This is a genomic window from Streptomyces mashuensis (genome assembly GCF_014654785.1).
Classification (GTDB): Bacteria; Actinomycetota; Actinomycetes; order Streptomycetales; family Streptomycetaceae; genus Streptomyces; species Streptomyces mashuensis.
The window spans coordinates 14,525-30,208 of record NZ_BNBD01000019.1 but is presented as its reverse complement, the minus strand read 5'-3'; the positions used below and the strand labels follow the sequence as shown (position 1 = coordinate 30,208).

Here is a 15,684-nt window from a genome sequence, read left to right as displayed (position 1 = left end):
AAATCCCGGACGTCCGCCGATCCGTGTCCGGCAGAAGTTACGACGGCTCAGGATGTCATGGCACCGGTGGTGTCCCGCACGAGGGCGGCGGGGTGCCCGGGACGTGCGCGGCGGGGGCGGTCAGGGCGTGCCGCGGAAGGCGCGCAGCAGTTCTTCGGCGGCGAGGCTCGCGGGCAGGGCGCCCTTCCGGACCCGGGCCTCCAGGGCGGGGCCGGCGCGGCGGACGTCCGGGTGGTCGCGGAGCTCGGCCAGCAGCTGCTCGCGGACCATGGTCCACACCCATTCGACCTGCTGGTCGCGGCGGCGGGCGGCGAGTTCGCCGCTCGCGTCCAGGGTGCGGCGGTGTGATTCGACGCGTTCCCACAGCTCCGTCAGGCCGCTGCCCTCGCGGGCGCTGCACGTCAGGACGGGGGTGTGCCAGGTGGCGTTCTCGGCGCGGAGCAGGCGCAGGGCGCCGGAGAGTTCGCGGGCGGCGGCGCGGGCGTCGCGTTCGTGGGGGCCGTCGGCCTTGTTGACGGCGATGACGTCGGCGAGTTCGAGGACGCCCTTCTTGATGCCCTGGAGCTGGTCGCCGGTGCGGGCGAGGGTGAGCAGCAGGAAGGTGTCCACCATGTCCGCCACGGCCGTCTCGGACTGGCCGACGCCGACGGTCTCCACGAGCACGATGTCGTAGCCGGCGGCCTCCATCACCACGATCGTCTCGCGGGTGGCCCTGGCCACGCCGCCGAGGGTGCCGGCGGTGGGCGAGGGCCGGACGAAGGCGGCGGGGTCGGTGGCCAGCCGTTCCATGCGGGTCTTGTCGCCCAGGATGCTGCCGCCGGTGCGGCTGGAGGACGGGTCGACGGCGAGCACGGCGACCTTGTGGCCGAGGCCGGTGAGGAGCGTGCCGAGGGCGTCGATGAAGGTGGACTTGCCCACGCCCGGCACGCCGGTGATGCCGACGCGCCGGGCGCCGCCGGCGTGCGGCAGCAGCTCGGTGAGCATCTTCTGGGCGAGCGCCCGGTGGTCGGCCCGGGTGGACTCGACCAGGGTGATGGCGCGGGCGACCGCCGCCCGCCGGCCGTCGAGCACCCCCTTGACGTAGGCGTCGACGTCGATCGTGCGGCGGGGCGCAGGGGTCATCGGCTCTCCGGGGCCAGGTCGTGGCCGAGCGCCTCGGCGAGGGTGGTCAGCAGGTCGCGGGCGGCGTCGGGGATGACCGTGCCGGGCGGGAAGACCGCCGTCGCGCCCATCTCCAGCAGGGTGGGCACGTCCTGCGGGGGGATCACCCCGCCCACGACGATCATGATGTCGTCGCGGCCCTGTTCCGCGAGCTGTTCGCGCAGCGCGGGGACCAGGGTGAGGTGGCCGGCCGCCAGGGAGGAGACGCCCACGATGTGCACGTCCGCCTCGACCGCCTGCCGGGCCACCTCGGCGGGGGTCTGGAACAGCGGGCCGACGTCGACGTCGAAGCCGAGGTCGGCGAAGGCGGTGGCGATGACCTTCTGGCCCCGGTCGTGGCCGTCCTGGCCCATCTTGGCGACCAGGATGCGCGGCCGGCGGCCGTCCTGCTGCTCGAACTCGGCCACCAGCGCGCGGGTGCGCTCCACTCCGGACGACGGCCCGGCCTCCTCGCGGTACACACCGGAGATGGTACGGATCTGCCCGGCGTGGCGTCCGTAGACCTTCTCCAGGGCGTCGGAGATCTCGCCGACGGTGGCCTTGGCGCGGGCCGCGTCGACGGCCAGGGCCAGCAGGTTGCCCTCCAGGCCGGGGCCCGGGCCGGCTTCGGCGGCGCGGGTGAGGGCGTCGAGGGCGGCGCGGCAGGCGGTCTCGTCGCGTTCCTCGCGCAGCCGGCGCAGCTTGGCGATCTGCCGTTCCCGTACGGCCGAGTTGTCGACCTTGAGGACCTCGATCTGCTCGTCGCTGTCGACCCGGTACTTGTTGACGCCGATGACGGGCTGCCGGCCGGAGTCGATGCGGGCCTGGGTGCGGGCGGCGGCCTCCTCGACGCGCAGCTTGGGGATGCCGGCGTCGATGGCCTGGGCCATGCCGCCGGCCTTCTCGACCTCCTGGATGTGCTGCCAGGCGCGGCGGGCGAGGTCGTGGGTGAGCCGCTCGACGTAGGCGCTGCCGCCCCAGGGGTCGATGACGCGGCAGGTGCCGGACTCCTGCTGGAGCAGCAGCTGGGTGTTGCGGGCGATGCGTGCGGAGAAGTCGGTGGGCAGGGCCAGCGCCTCGTCGAGGGCGTTGGTGTGCAGGGACTGGGTGTGGCCCTGGGTGGCGGCCATGGCCTCGACGCAGGTGCGGGTGACGTTGTTGAAGACGTCCTGGGCGGTCAGCGACCAGCCGGAGGTCTGCGAGTGGGTGCGCAGCGACAGCGACTTGGGGTTCTTCGGGTCGAACTGCCGCACCAGGCGGGCCCAGAGGAGGCGGGCCGCGCGGAGTTTGGCGATCTCCATGAAGAAGTTCATGCCGATCGCCCAGAAGAACGACAGGCGGGGCGCGAAGGCGTCCACGTCGAGCCCGGCGCCGATGCCGGCGCGCAGGTACTCCACGCCGTCGGCGAGGGTGTAGGCCAGTTCGAGGTCGGCCGTGGCGCCGGCTTCCTGGATGTGGTAGCCGGAGATGGAGATGGAGTTGTAGCGCGGCATCTTCTGCGAGGTGTACGCGAAGATGTCCGAGATGATCCGCATCGAGGGCCGGGGCGGATAGATGTAGGTGTTGCGGACCATGAACTCCTTGAGGATGTCGTTCTGGATGGTCCCGGCCAGCTTCTCGGGCGGTACGCCCTGTTCCTCGGCGGCGACGATGTAGAGCGCGAGGACGGGCAGCACGGCGCCGTTCATCGTCATCGACACGGTCATGCGGTCCAGCGGGATGCCGTCGAACAGCTGCCGCATGTCGTAGATGGAGTCGATGGCCACGCCGGCCATGCCGACGTCGCCGGTGACGCGCGGGTGGTCGCTGTCGTAGCCGCGGTGGGTGGGCAGGTCGAAGGCGACGGACAGGCCCTTCTGGCCGGCCGCGAGGTTGCGGCGGTAGAAGGCGTTGGACTCCTCGGCCGTGGAGAAGCCGGCGTACTGCCGGATCGTCCAGGGCTGGTTGACGTACATCGTGGGGTAGGGGCCGCGCAGGTAGGGCGCCATGCCGGGGTAGGTGCGGAGGAAGTCCAGGCCCTCCAGGTCCTCCTCGGTGTACAGCGGCTTGACGCCGATGCCCTCGGGGGTCTCCCAGACGAGGTCCTCGGTGCTCTTGCCGGTGCGCTCCTCCAGGGCGGCGCGCCAGGCGCCGGTGCCGGCGGGGGTGGCGGGCGGGGTGCCCAGCTCGATGTCGGAGAAGTCGGGGATGCCCATCACGCCACTCCCAGGCGGTCGAGGGTCGCGGACAGGACGGCGACGGCGTCGCAGCCCGCGTGGACGTACGTGTCGATGCCGGCGTACCCGGCGGGCCGGCCGGAGAGGACCACGTGCCGGGCGCCCGCCGCGCGCAGGGCGGCGGCCGTCTCCTCGGCCTGCTCGGCGTAGAGCGCGTCGCTGGAGCACAGGACGGCCTCGGTGGCGCCGCTCTCCTCGAAGGTGCCCCCGGTGACGGGCTCGATGCCGCCGGCCTGGAGGAGGTTGGCGGCGAAGGCGGCGCGCGCGGTGTGCGCGGCGGCCGGGCCGATCGTGGCGAGGAAGACGCGGGGGCGGGCGCCGGTGGCCGCGAGGTGGGCGTCGGAGCGGGCGCGCAGCGCCTCGTACGCCTCGTCGCGGCGGACCCGCGGCAGCCCGCCGGACGGCGGCTGCGGGGCGGGGTCGCGCTGGACGGGCTTCTCGGCGAGGTGCGGGAACTCGCTGACGCCGGTGACGGGTTCGCGCCGCCGGGCGAGCTGCTGCTTGCGCTGCTCCCAGGTGGCGGCGAGGTCCCGGGCCACCCGGCCGGAGCGGAGGGCCGCGGCGAGGCCGCCCTCGCGTTCGGTGCGCCGGAAGACCTCCCAGGCGGCGTGGGCGAGTTCGTCGGTCAGCTTCTCCACGTACCAGGAGCCGCCGGCCGGGTCGACGACCCGGGCGAGGTGGGACTCCTCGACGAGGATGGTGGAGGTGTTGCGGGCGATGCGGCGGGCGAAGGCGTCGGGCAGGCCGAGCGCGTGGTCGAAGGGCAGCACGGTGACGGCGTCGGCGCCGCCGACGCCGGCGGCCAGTGTGGCGACCGTGGTGCGGAGCATGTTCACCCACGGGTCGCGGCGGGTCATCATGACCGGCGAGGTGACGGCGTGCTGGAGCTGGGCGCCCGCGGCGGGCCCGGCGCCACTGGCCTCGCAGACGCGGGACCACAGGCGGCGGGCGGCGCGCAGCTTGGCGACGGTGAGGAACTGGTCGGCGGTGGCGGCGTAGCGGAACTCCAGCTGGGCGCAGGCCGCTTCGAGGCCGAGGCCGGCGTCGGTGAGGGCGCGGAGGTAGGCGACGCCGGTGGCGAGGGAGAGGCCCAGCTCCTGGGCGGCCGAGCCGCCGGCCTCGTGGTACGGCAGGGCGTCGACGGTCAGGGCGCGCAGGCCCGGGTGGCCGGCGGCGCACTCGGCGGCGAGGGCCGCGGCGGCGGCCAGGGGGCCGGCGGGGTCGGTGTCGCCGCCGGTGCGGGCGAGGGTGCCCAGGGGGTCGGCGCCGAGGTTGCCGCGGGCGGCGGCGGGGGGCACGTCCCGGTCCTCGTAGAGCTCGAGCAGGGCGCGGGCGGCGGGCTCGAAGTCCGGGCCGGCGTCCAGGACGACGGGCGCGAGGTCGAGGTAGACGCCGTCGAGGGCGGTGGGCAGGGCCTCGACGGGGAGGCCGGCGGGGCCGACGGTGAGCCAGAGGGAGGTGACGCCGTTCTCCAGGTCGGCGAGGACGGCCTCGTTGGCGGCGCGGGGGTCGGGGCGGCCGTGGTGCTGGCGTACGTCCCAGCCGGAGACGGCGTTGCCCTCGGGCCGGGCGCCGCGGACGAACGGCGCGAAGCCGGGCACACCGGGTGCCGGGACCGAGCCCTCGGTGTCCTCGGCGGCGTAGAGCGGGCGGGTGGCGAGGCCGTCCTCGAGCGGGGTGGCCAGGGCCTCCTCGGCCGCCGGGCCCTCGGCCGCGGTGCCCGCCTTGCTCAGCACGCCTGCGACGAGGCGCTGCCATTGCTCGCGGGTCGCGTCCGGGAAGTCGGCGGCCAGGGAGAAGCCGTCATCGGGCAGGACCGTCATGGGGGAAGGCTAGGGGAGCGGGCCCGCCGTGCAGCAGGGGCAGTGGCTGTGACCTTGGCCTCTTCCCGGACGCGCGCGCTCCGCGGGGTGGTTGGGAGGGTGGGGAGGGCCGGTCGCCGGCTGACCCGGCGTCAGCCGTCCCCGGCGTCCTGCCGGTGCCGGTCGGGGACGGCGAACTCGCACCACACGGACTTGCCCGTGCCGCGCGGCTCCACGCCCCAGACGTCGGCCAGCCGGTCCACGAGCAGCAGGCCGCGGCCGGAGACCCCCGACTCCCCCGGCTCGCGGCGCCGGGGCAGCACGCTGGAGCGGTCCTCGACCTCCACCCGGACCCGGGTCTGCGGGCCGGTGAGCATGCGGATGGTGACCACCGCCGGGCCGTCGGTGTGCAGCAGGGCGTTGGTGACCAGTTCGTCGGCCACCAGCTCGATCTCGTCGGACCGCTCGCGGGCGCCCCAGGCCCGTACCGCCGCGCGGATCATGTGCCGGGCGGCGGAGAGCGCCTCGGGGTCGGCCGGGGCGATGTGCTGCTGGAGGCGGCCGCCGCCGCGGACCGCGGGGCCGTGGCGGCGCAGCAGGAGCAGCGCCATGTCGTCCTCGCCCAGCCCCTCGCCGGCCATGTCGCACAGCCGGTCGGCCAGTTTCTGCAGGTCGTACGGGCCCTCGCGGACCGCCGTGGCCAGGGTGCGGACGCCTTCGTCGAGGTCGGCGCCGGGCTGTTCGATCAGGCCGTCGGTGAACATCAGCAGCGTCTCGCCGGGGTCCAGCTCGACGGTGGTCACCGGGTACTCGGGGCGGCCGAACTCGGCGGACAGACCCAGCGGCAGGCCGCCGGAGACGGGCAGGCGGCGGCAGGTGCCGTCGGTGTGGCGCAGCAGCGGGTCGATGTGGCCGGCCCGGACCAGCTGGACGACGCCGGTGGCCAGGTCGGCCTCGGCGTAGGTGCAGGTGGCGAAGCGGTCGGTGTCGAGTTCGTGGAGGAATGCGGAGGCGCGGGCCATGACGGTGGCCGGGGAGTGGCCCTCGGTGGCGTAGGCGCGCAGGACGATGCGGAGCTGGCCCATGACGGCGGCGGCGTGGGTGTCGTGGCCCTGGACGTCGCCGATGACGGCCCCGACGCGGCCGCCGGGCAGCGGGATGGCGTCGTACCAGTCGCCGCCGATGTCGCGGCCCATGCGGGCGGAGCGGTAGCGGACGGCGATCTGGGCGCCGGGCACCTGGGGGATGCGGCGCGGCAGCATGGACTGCTGGAGGCCCTCGGCGAGGTCGTGCTCCTGGTCGAAGAGCATGGCGCGGGCGATGCTCTGGGCCAGGCCGCTGCCGAGCGCGATGAAGAGGTTGCGTTCGTGGCGGGTGAAGCCGCGGCTGTCGCTGTAGAGCAGGCCGATGGCGCCGATGGGCCGGCCCTGGGCGATCAGCGGCAGGTAGGCGGCGGAGGCGATGCCGATGTCCTTGATCCGCTCGTACAGCCACGGGTAGCAGCTGCCGAACTCCTCCGGCGACTCGATGAACCGCGGTGTGAGGGTGCGGATGACCTCGCTCATCGGGAAGTTGTCGTCCACCCTGGTCCAGCGGGTGCCGGGGATGAAGTGCTCGGAGGGGCCCTCCGCCACCAGGTGGATGCGGCCGGACTCCAGCAGGCCCACGACCAGCAGGTCGCAGCCGAGGTATTCGACGGCCCGGGGGTCGTTGAAGAAGTCGATGACGTCCTGGACGCTGCGGGCGTGGGCGAGGGCGGCGGTGGTCGTCTCGACGACCGTCGTCTGGTGCCGGCGGTCGTCGTCCTGCTCGCGCGGCGCGGACTGGGCCAGCTCCTCGGTGGCGTCGCGGATGATGCCGACGATGCGCACCGGCCGCCCGCCGGCGTCGCGGCGGATGTGGCCCTGCGCGTAGGTCCAGTGCAGCCCGTCGGGGAAGCGGACCCGGTAGTAGGCGCCGTAGCTCTCGCTGCCGTTCTTCAGTGCCTGGGAGACCAGGGCGTCCAGGCGGGCGGCGTCGGCGCGCGGCACCCGGCCGCCCAGCTCGGTGAGGGCGCCGTGGAACGTCCCGGGCGGCACCTGGAGGAGTTCCAGGGCCGTTTCGTCCAGGTGCAGCCGGCCGCTCTCCAGGTCCCAGTCGAAGCTGCCCATGCGGTTGAGGGCGAGGGCCGTCTCCGGTCGGGCGGGCCAGTCGTCCGGGGGCGGGACAGCGGCAGGCGGCGCTCCCCGATCAGCCATAGGGCCACTCTGCCATCTTTTGTCCGTTTCTTCGATTTCTTCGGTTTCTTCGATTTCTCCGCCCGAATCGAGCGGGAGCGCGATCAGGGGGTACCCGTGACGGCCATGGAGTGGTTCACCGGCCCCGACTACTGGCTGAGCCGCCTGGTGTTCCAGCGCGGCCTGGCGCTGCTCTACCTGGTCGCCTTCCTCTCCGCGGCCCTCCAGTTCCGCGCCCTCATCGGCGAGCGGGGCATGACGCCGGTGCCCCGCTACGTGGCGTACGTCCCCGCGCGCCGCGCGCCCAGCGTCTTCCAGCTGCACTACTCGGACCGCTTCTTCGCCGCCTGGGCCTGGGGCGGGACGCTGCTGGCGGCCGCGGTGGCCGGCGGGGCCGCCGACGCGGTGCCGCTGGGGGCCGCCATGGCCCTGTGGGCGGCGCTGTGGGCGCTCTACCTGTCGATCGTCAACGTCGGCCAGACGTGGTACGGCTTCGGCTGGGAGTCCCTGCTGCTGGAGACCGGCTTCCTCGCGATTTTCCTGGGCAACGCGGACACCGACCCGCCCGTCCTCGTGCTGTGGCTGATGCGCTGGCTGCTCTTCCGGGTCGAGTTCGGCGCCGGGCTGATCAAGCTGCGCGGCGACCCCTGCTGGCGCGACCTGACCTGCCTCCACTACCACCACGAGACCCAGCCCATGCCGGGCCCGCTGAGCTGGTTCTTCCACCACCTGCCCGGCCCCCTGCACCGCGTCGAGGTGGCCGCCAACCACGTCGCCCAGCTGGTGGTGCCGCTCGCCCTGTTCACCCCGCAGCCGGTGGCGGGCGTGGCCGCCGCCGTGATCATCTGCACCCAGCTCTGGCTCGTCGCCTCCGGCAACTTCTCCTGGCTCAACTGGGTGACGATCCTCGTCGCCTTCTCCGCCGTCGACGGCTCCGCCCTCGCGGACCTCCTCGGCCTGCCGGCCCACTCCCTCGCCCCCGCGCCGCCCTCCTGGTTCGTCGCGCTGGTGCTCGCCGCCACCGCCCTGGTGGTCGCCCTCAGCTACTGGCCCGCCCTCAACCTGATCTCCCCGCAGCAGCGCATGAACATGTCGTTCAACCCCTACCACCTGGTCAACACCTACGGCGCCTTCGGCAGCGTCAACCGCAGCCGCTACGAGGTGGTCATCGAGGGCACCGACGCCGAGCACCTCACCGACGGCACCCCGTGGCGGGAGTACGAGTTCAAGGGCAAGCCCGGCGACGTACGGCGGCTGCCCCGCCAGTTCGCGCCCTGGCACCTGCGGCTCGACTGGCTCATGTGGTTCGCCGCCATCTCCCCCGGCTACGCGCGCGACTGGTTCGGCCCGCTGGTCGAGCGGCTGCTCACCGGCGACCGCGACACCCTGCGCCTGCTGCGCGTCAACCCCTTCCCCGGCACCCCGCCCCGGCACGTCCGCGCCCGCCTCTACCTCTACCGCTTCACCACCTGGCGGGAGCTGCGCGAGACCGGCGCCTGGTGGCACCGCACCCTGATCGGCGAGTTCCTGCCACCGACGCGGCTGGCGGGCTCCTGACACGTACCGCACGGTGGAGAGACGGTGGAAAGAGCGCGAAACGGCGGAGGCGCGGAGGTGGTGGTGCGATGGAGCCCGTGGCCGCGCTGGAGCGCATCGCGTTCCTGCTGGAGCGCTCCCAGGCGCCCACCTACCGGGTGAAGGCGTTCCGCACGGCCGCCGCCGTGGTCGCCGGCCTGCCCCCGGCCGAGCTGCGGCGCCGCGCCGACAGCGGATCACTGACGGACCTCAAGGGCATCGGGCCCACCACCGCCGGCGTGGTCACCGAAGCGCTCAGCGGCGCCGAGCCCGGCTACCTCGGCCACCTGGAACAGGAGGCCGGCGGCCCGCTCACCGAGGGCGGCGGCGAGCTGCGGGCGGCCCTGCGCGGCGACTGCCACCTGCACTCCGACTGGTCCGACGGCGGCAGCCCGGTCGAGGAGATGGCCCGCACGGCCCGCGACCTCGGCCACGAGTGGGCGGCCCTCACCGACCACTCGCCCCGGCTGACCGTCGCCCGCGGCCTGTCCGCCGACCGCCTGCGGCAGCAGCTGGAGCTGGTCGCCGAGGTCGGCGACACCCTCGGCGACGGCTTCCGGCTGCTCACCGGCATCGAGTGCGACATCCTCGACGACGGGGCGCTCGACCAGGAGCAGGAGCTGCTGGAACGCCTCGACGTCGTGGTCGCCTCCGTCCACTCCAAGCTGCGCATGGACCGCGAGAGCATGACGCGCCGCATGGTGGCGGCCGTGGCCAGCCCGCTCGTGGACGTCCTGGGCCACTGCACCGGCCGGCTGCACGCCGGCCGCGGACGGCCCGAGTCGCAGTTCGACGCCGCCATGGTCTTCGCCGCCTGCGCCGAGTACGGCACCGCCGTGGAGATCAACTGCCGCCCCGAACGGCTCGACCCGCCCCGCCGCCTGCTGCGCCAGGCCCTGGACGCGGGCGTGCTGTTCGCCATCGACAGCGACGCCCACGCGCCCGGCCAGCTCGACTGGCAGGTCTACGGCTGCGCCCGCGCCGAGGAGTGCGGCATCCCCGCCGACCGCGTCATCACCACCTGGCCCGCCGACCGGCTGCTGGACTGGACGAGATCCCGGTGACCCGCCTCCCCGGCATCCGGCCCATGCTCGCCACCCCCGCACCCCTGCCCGGCGAGCACGAGGACGCCGACTGGGCGTACGAGGTCAAGTGGGACGGCGTACGGTGCGTGGCCGGCGCCCCCGGCGACGGCGGCCTCCGCCTGACCACCCGCGCCGGCAACGACGCCACCGCCACCTACCCCGAGCTCGCCGGCCTCGGGGAACAGCTGGCCGGACGGCCGGCCGTCCTCGACGGCGAGGTGGTCGCCCTCGACGCGGCCGGGCGGCCCGACTTCGGGCTGCTGCAACGCCGCATGGGCGTCACCGACGCCCGGAAGGCCGCCGGGCTCGCCGGCGACTGCCCGGTCCGCCTCATGCTGTTCGACCTCATGTACCTCGACGGCGAACTCCTGACCGCCCTGCCCTACACCGAGCGCCGCGCCGCCCTCGCCGGGCTCGGCCTCGACGGGCCCGCCTGGTCCGTGCCCGGACACCTGGAGGGCCACGGCCGGCAGGCGTGGGAGGCCACCCTCGCCGCCGGTTTCGAGGGCGTCCTCGCCAAACGGCTCACCTCCCCGTACACCCCCGGCCTGCGCTCGCCGCACTGGCGCAAGACCAAGCACGTCGTCACGCTCGACGTGGTCATCGGCGGCTGGGCCGAGGGCAAGGGGCGGCTCCGCGGGCTGCCCGGTGCGGTGCTCGTCGGCCTGTGGGAGGAGGACGGGCTGCGGTACGCGGGCTCGGTCGGCTCGGGCCTGTCCGAGCGGGAGCGCGCCGACCTCGCCCGCTACCTCGCCGTGCTCGCCCGCCCCGGATCGCCGTTCACCGGCCCCGTCGACGTGCCCGGCGCCCACTGGGCCGAGCCCCGGCTCGTCGCGGAGATCACCTTCACCGGCTGGACGGCCTCCGGCCGGCTGCGCCACCCCACCTGGCACCGGCTCCGCCCGGACCTCACGGACCTGGGCGGCTGAGGCTCACGGCAGGGCCGCCCGGACGGCGTCGCCCGTGAGGTCCGCCAGCAGGTCGCCGTCGGCGGCGAACCGCGCCAGCACCTCCTCCGGGCCGAACGCGAGGTCGGCGGGGTCCGTGCACGCCTCGACCTCCTCCCAGGTGACCGGCGCGGCCACGCCCGGCCGGTCGGCCAGCAGCCGCACCGTGTAGGGCGCGGCGGTGGTCTTGGCGCTCGCGTTCTGCGACCAGTCGATGAACACCTTCCCGGCCCGCTCGGCCTTCGCCATGGCGACCACGATCAGCCCCGGGTGCTCGTCGCGCAGCCGCGCGCCCATGGCCTTGGCGTAGCCCGCGGTGGCCCGGCCCGAGGCGGGGTGGACGGGCGCGTACAGGTGCAGCCCCTTGGCGCCGGAGACCACCGGGTACGGGGTGAGGCCGTCCTCCGCCAGCAGCTGCCGCAGCCGCTGCGCCACCCGGCAGCAGGCGACGAGGTCCAGGCCGGGGCCGGGGTCCAGGTCGACGACGAGGCGGTCGTGCCGCTCCGGCCCGGCGGCCGCCCGCCACTGCGGCACGTGCACCTCGTACGCCCCCAGGTTGACCATGGCGATCAGCGCCGCCGCCGAGTCGATCATGATCTGCTCGGTGACGCCCTCCCGGTGCGGCACCGGGACGACGGGGACCCATCCGGGTGATCCGTTCGGCGGGGTCTTGGCGATCCAGCTCTCGCTCGCCGTCCCCTCCGGCGCCCGCACGAAGGACGCGGCCCGCCCGTCGACGTGCGGCACCATCGCCGGGGCGATCTCCGCGTAGTACCGCAGGATCTCGGCCTTGGTGTGGCCCGAGCCGGGGAAGAGCACCCGGTCCAGGTGGGACAGGGACAGCCGGTGGCCGTCGAGCTCCACCACCTGCCGGTCCGAAGAAGCGGGCATAAGGTAGGAATTCCCCGTGGAGGAATAAAACTATGCGGACGATGTGGAAAGGCGCGATCGGGTTCGGGCTGGTCTCCGTCCCCGTACGGCTGTACGCCGCCACACAGGAGCACGGCATCAGGCTCCACCAGGTCCACGACCAGGACGGCGGCCGGATCCACCTGAAGCGCGTGTGCGACGCCTGCGGCAAGGAGATCCCCTACGAGCACGTGGCCAAGGGCTTCGAGGACGACGAGGGCAACACCGCCGTCGTCACCCAGAACGACCTGGCCGGACTGCCCGTCCCCAGCAAGAAGCTCATCGACGTGCTCGCGTTCGTCGGCGCCGACCGGATCGACCCCCTCCAGCTGGCCAACTCCTACTACCTGGCGCCCGACAGCACGGCCGCCGAGAAGCCGTACGTGCTGCTGCGCGAGACGCTGCGGCAGACGGAGCGGGTCGCCGTCACCAAGATCGCCCTCCGGACCCGGGAGTCGCTGGCACTGCTGCGCGTCCACCGCGACCTGCTGACGCTGCACACCATGTACTGGCCCGACGAGATCCGCGAACCCGCCGGCCTGGCACCCCCCGAGTCGGTCACGGTCCGCCCGCAGGAGCTCAAGATGGCCACCAGCCTGATGGACACCCTCTCCGAGGACTTCGAGCTCGAAGCCCTGGAGGACGAGTACGAGGTGGCCCTCGGCGAACTCATCAGCGCCCACCTGGAGCACCGGCCCGCCCCGAAGAAGAAGGTCACCCCGGCCCCCGGGAACGTCATCGACCTCATGGCCGCCCTCCAGGCCTCGATCGAGACGGCGGGCCGGAAGGAAGGCACGAAGGAAGGCGCAAAAGAAGGCGGCGGAAAAGCGGCGGCGCGTACGGCGTCGGGCCGTGGCCGGAAAACGGCGACGAAGTCGACGACTTCCACGAGCTCCGCGAAAAGCAGTGCGAAAAAGACGGCGGGCAGCAGCAAGGCAACGGCAAAGAGCGGCACGAAGACCACTGCCACCACGGCCAAGAAGACGACGGCGAAAAAGGCGGGCCGCCGGGCGTCGTGAATCCACGACACCCGGCGACTGCCGGGAACCCTCAGTCCTTCGTCGCGCACGCCTCGGTCTCTGCCCGCGCCCGGGTCACCAGCCCGTCGGCACCGCAGCGCTCGGCGAGGGTCAGCCCCGCCTGCAGTCGCTCGACGGCCTCGGCCCGCCGGCCCACCGCACGCAGCGCCGCGCCGTGGTCCACCAGCGCGGCCGCGTACTCGTACCGGCAGGGCGACGTGCTGAGGAAGTGCACCGCACGCTCCAGGGTGACGAGCCGCTCCTCGGGGCCCTCCAGCACCGCGGACCGGCGCAGCGTCTCGCCGATGGCGGTGTCCGTGCCGAAGATCTGGGCGTGCCTCAGCGCCCGGTCGGCCAGGGCCCGCGCCCGCTCGGGCTCCTCGTCGGCGACGGCCCTGGCCAGGTCGAGCGCCCATGGTGCCCACACCACGTTGTTCCGGCCCCGCTCCTCCAGCCTTCGCCCCGCCGCCTCCAGCTCGGCGATCGCCTCCTTGACCATGCCGCGCTCCAGCAACAGCCGGCCCGCCAGGCAGGCGGCGTCCGGCAGGACGACAGCAGGCGAGTAGGGCGGCAGGAAGGTGTTCTCCTCCGCCACCTTCTGTGCCTCGTCGACCTTGCCGCGGGCGATCAGCGTGTCGATGAGCAGGCACGTGCCGTTCCGCTGGAGGGGAAGCCCGGAGCCCAGACGGTGCCCCAGCGCCAGTCCTCTGCGCAGCGCTTCCTCCGCTTCGGCCAGCTTGCCGCGCCGGCGCAGCACCAGGCCGCGGAAGTCGTGCGCGAACGCCAGGTGCGCCCCGCTCCAGCCGGCGGCCTCGAACTCGCGCACCGCCTTGTCGAAGAGCACGGCGGCCTCGTCGAGCCGGTCCGTGAACGCGTAGACGATCCTCGCCAGGCTGGGGATCTCGAATCCCCACTCCAGGTTCGTCCAGCTCATTCCGGGTGCCTGCTTGCCGTCGACCAGCGCCCGGTCGATGAACTCGTTGACCTCCAGGGCGTTCTCGCCGCGGATCATCCCGTCCCACGCCCGCAGCAGGAGCAGGGCCCGCTCCGAGTTGTCCCGGCCCTTGAGGTCCCGGGTCAGCTCGGCGATCCTCCGTGACCTGCCCTCGGCGTCCTCCTCCTCGACCTGGATGCCCTTCCAGAGGAAGTGCGCGGCCTGGAGCCGCATCCGCCCGGTGCCCGCGGGGGTGCGCAGGGCCTGGTCGGCCACCACTTCGGCGGCCTCCCTGAGCTGGTTGTTGTGTGCGTACGCCTGGGAGAGCCGGTAGGTGGCGTCCACCCGGAGGTCGTCGCTCAGGTCCGGCAGGTCCAGGGCCGCCCGCAGGTGGTTGACGGTCGTCTGCGGGGACGTGAGCAGCGCCGCACAGCCGAGCTCGTACAGCACGGTGGCCCGGTCCTCCTCCGCCGGTGGCTCCAGAAGGGCGCGCTCCAGGCAGTTGCGGGCGGCGTCCGGGGCACCGACGGCCAGGTGCTCACGGGCCGCCGCGCGCAACTGGTTCACCACGTCGGGATCGTTGTCCGGATGGACCTCCAGCAGGTGCCGGGCGGACACGGCCACACCCTTGCCGGCGTCGGCGGAGAGCCAGGCGGCCTGGCCGTGCATGGCCGTACGGGTCGCGGCCGGAATGCCCTTGTAGACGGAGGTGGCGATCAGCGGGTGGAAGAACTCCAGGGACGTGGTTCCGGTGAGGATACGGGCCTCGCGCAGCCGGTCGGCGGCGTCCGCCGCCTCGGACGGGCCCATGCCCGCCAGGTTGGCGGCGAGTTTGGCGTCGATCTCGGTGCCCAGCACGGCGGCGGCCCAGGCGAACCGGGTGACCGAGGGGCCCAGTTTCTCGAGCCGGGACACCAGGCCGCGGCCGCGGGCGGCGGCGCCGAGGTCGCGCAGGAGGGCGGCCGATTCCTCGACCGGCTCCATCCGGCGGTCCTGTGCCTTGGCTATCAGCTCGACGGTCTCGTAGGGATTTCCCCCGGTGACCGCCCACACCTCGCGGCAGAACGGGTCGTCGGCGCCGGGGCCCAGGGCGTCCCGCACCAGTCCGGCCACCGCGTCCGGTGTCAGGGCTCGCAGCTCGGTGGGGCTGGCGGCGCCTTCCTGCACCAGCTCGCGGAAGGCCGGGCTGTGGTCGGGCAGTTCCAGCGGGCGGTAGGCGAGGACGACCAGTAGGGGCAACTCCGTCAGCCGCACCGCGAAGGAGGTGAACCAGGACAGCGACTCCTGGTCCGCCCAGTGGGCGTCATCGATGAGGACGATCAAGGGTTTGTACTTGAGGGCGAGTTGGGTGATCACCCAGTCGAGGCCGTCGCGCACACCTTGCGGATCGGCCTGCGGCCCCAGCGGTGGCACGATGCCCAGCGCGGGCCCGGCGATCTCGTACCAGCCGCCGAACAGTTCCTGCCGCTCCTCGGTGCTCATGGCGGCCAGGGTCGGCTGGAGCAGCTGCCGTACGACGTGGAAGGGCACCTTCTCCGCCGACCTGCTGCCGCGCGCGGACAGCACCACGCACCGGCCCTCACAACTCTCGGCGACGCGCCGCGTCTGCTGCAGCAGCGCCGTCTTTCCCAGGCCGGCGTCGCCGCTGAACAGCAGCAGGCCGCCCCGCCTGACCTCCCGCCGCCCGTCGGCCCGGTCGCACAGACCGCGTACCGCCTGTTCGACGACTTCGAGCTCGCGCTCACGCTCGAACAGGGCGGCAGAAGGGTTCGATTCACACTGTTGCCCCGACATGGCGATGTCTCCCCGGAGGATGTGGTGGGCCGAGCCTAGCCCTGTCG

10 protein-coding genes are annotated in these 15,684 nt (G+C 73.7%); 4 read left to right on the top strand and 6 right to left on the bottom strand.

The window, feature by feature from the left end; all coding sequences use genetic code 11:
* Window positions 1–120: 120 nt before the first annotated feature.
* The 4 genes from meaB to IE305_RS29220 all read right to left on the bottom strand — a co-directional run bounded on the left by meaB (window position 121) and on the right by IE305_RS29220 (window position 7,395).
* Window positions 121–1,122, bottom strand: coding sequence for a methylmalonyl Co-A mutase-associated GTPase MeaB (meaB, locus tag IE305_RS29235; protein WP_190132824.1), 1,002 nt, complete (start codon window positions 1,120–1,122; stop codon window positions 121–123).
* Window positions 1,119–3,335 (bottom strand): methylmalonyl-CoA mutase, encoded by a 2,217-nt coding sequence (scpA, locus tag IE305_RS29230; protein ID WP_190132823.1) that lies wholly within the window; start codon window positions 3,333–3,335, stop codon window positions 1,119–1,121. The genes meaB and scpA overlap by 4 nt, the downstream gene beginning before the upstream one ends.
* Complete coding sequence (locus IE305_RS29225) at window positions 3,335–5,179, bottom strand: methylmalonyl-CoA mutase subunit beta (RefSeq protein ID WP_190132822.1); 1,845 nt, start codon at window positions 5,177–5,179, stop codon at window positions 3,335–3,337. The genes scpA and IE305_RS29225 overlap by 1 nt, the downstream gene beginning before the upstream one ends.
* Before the next feature lie 131 nt (window positions 5,180–5,310).
* Window positions 5,311–7,395 (bottom strand): SpoIIE family protein phosphatase, encoded by a 2,085-nt coding sequence (locus tag IE305_RS29220; protein WP_190132821.1) that lies wholly within the window; start codon window positions 7,393–7,395, stop codon window positions 5,311–5,313.
* 105 nt (window positions 7,396–7,500) lie between these two features.
* On the opposite strand from IE305_RS29220, the gene IE305_RS29215 reads away from it, so the two are divergent.
* From IE305_RS29215 to ligD (IE305_RS29205), 3 genes are all read left to right on the top strand, one after another.
* Window positions 7,501–8,931 carry a lipase maturation factor family protein gene (locus IE305_RS29215; protein WP_190132888.1) on the top strand — a complete coding sequence of 477 codons (1,431 nt, stop codon included), beginning with the start codon at window positions 7,501–7,503 and terminating at the stop codon, window positions 8,929–8,931.
* A 68-nt stretch (window positions 8,932–8,999) separates the two neighbouring features.
* Window positions 9,000–10,013, top strand: a complete 1,014-nt coding sequence (locus tag IE305_RS29210; RefSeq protein WP_190132820.1) for a PHP domain-containing protein — start codon at window positions 9,000–9,002, stop codon at window positions 10,011–10,013.
* A gap of 23 nt (window positions 10,014–10,036) precedes the next feature.
* Complete coding sequence (ligD, locus tag IE305_RS29205) at window positions 10,037–10,963, top strand: non-homologous end-joining DNA ligase (RefSeq protein WP_190132887.1); 927 nt, start codon at window positions 10,037–10,039, stop codon at window positions 10,961–10,963.
* A gap of 3 nt (window positions 10,964–10,966) precedes the next feature.
* On the opposite strand, the gene ligD (IE305_RS29200) is transcribed toward ligD (IE305_RS29205), so the two are convergent.
* On the bottom strand, window positions 10,967–11,872 hold the full coding sequence (gene ligD / locus IE305_RS29200; RefSeq protein WP_190132819.1) for a non-homologous end-joining DNA ligase: 906 nt from the start codon (window positions 11,870–11,872) through the stop codon (window positions 10,967–10,969).
* Window positions 11,873–11,904: 32 nt separating this feature from the next.
* Between ligD (IE305_RS29200) and ku the strand changes: the two genes are divergently transcribed.
* The gene (ku, locus tag IE305_RS29195; protein ID WP_190132818.1) at window positions 11,905–12,909 is read left to right on the top strand and encodes a non-homologous end joining protein Ku; all 1,005 of its coding nucleotides are present in this window, start codon (window positions 11,905–11,907) and stop codon (window positions 12,907–12,909) included.
* A gap of 31 nt (window positions 12,910–12,940) precedes the next feature.
* On the opposite strand, the gene IE305_RS29190 is transcribed toward ku, so the two are convergent.
* Window positions 12,941–15,637, bottom strand: a complete 2,697-nt coding sequence (locus IE305_RS29190; protein ID WP_190132817.1) for an ATP-binding protein — start codon at window positions 15,635–15,637, stop codon at window positions 12,941–12,943.
* Window positions 15,638–15,684: the final 47 nt, after the last annotated feature.

Bases quoted from the DNA above. Each gene is read 5' to 3' on its own strand.
- IE305_RS29220 (WP_190132821.1), bottom strand. From the start codon at position 7,395: ATGGCTGATCGGGGAGCGCCGCCTGCCGCTGTCCCGCCCCCGGACGAC.
- IE305_RS29210 (WP_190132820.1), top strand. From the start codon at position 9,000: ATGGAGCCCGTGGCCGCGCTGGAGCGCATCGCGTTCCTGCTGGAGCGC.
- ligD (WP_190132819.1), bottom strand. From the start codon at position 11,872: ATGCCCGCTTCTTCGGACCGGCAGGTGGTGGAGCTCGACGGCCACCGG.
- scpA (WP_190132823.1), bottom strand. From the start codon at position 3,335: ATGGGCATCCCCGACTTCTCCGACATCGAGCTGGGCACCCCGCCCGCC.
- IE305_RS29225 (WP_190132822.1), bottom strand. From the start codon at position 5,179: ATGACGGTCCTGCCCGATGACGGCTTCTCCCTGGCCGCCGACTTCCCG.
- IE305_RS29215 (WP_190132888.1), top strand. From the start codon at position 7,501: ATGGAGTGGTTCACCGGCCCCGACTACTGGCTGAGCCGCCTGGTGTTC.
- IE305_RS29190 (WP_190132817.1), bottom strand. From the start codon at position 15,637: ATGTCGGGGCAACAGTGTGAATCGAACCCTTCTGCCGCCCTGTTCGAG.
- ligD (WP_190132887.1), top strand. From the start codon at position 10,037: ATGCTCGCCACCCCCGCACCCCTGCCCGGCGAGCACGAGGACGCCGAC.
- meaB (WP_190132824.1), bottom strand. From the start codon at position 1,122: ATGACCCCTGCGCCCCGCCGCACGATCGACGTCGACGCCTACGTCAAG.
- ku (WP_190132818.1), top strand. From the start codon at position 11,905: ATGCGGACGATGTGGAAAGGCGCGATCGGGTTCGGGCTGGTCTCCGTC.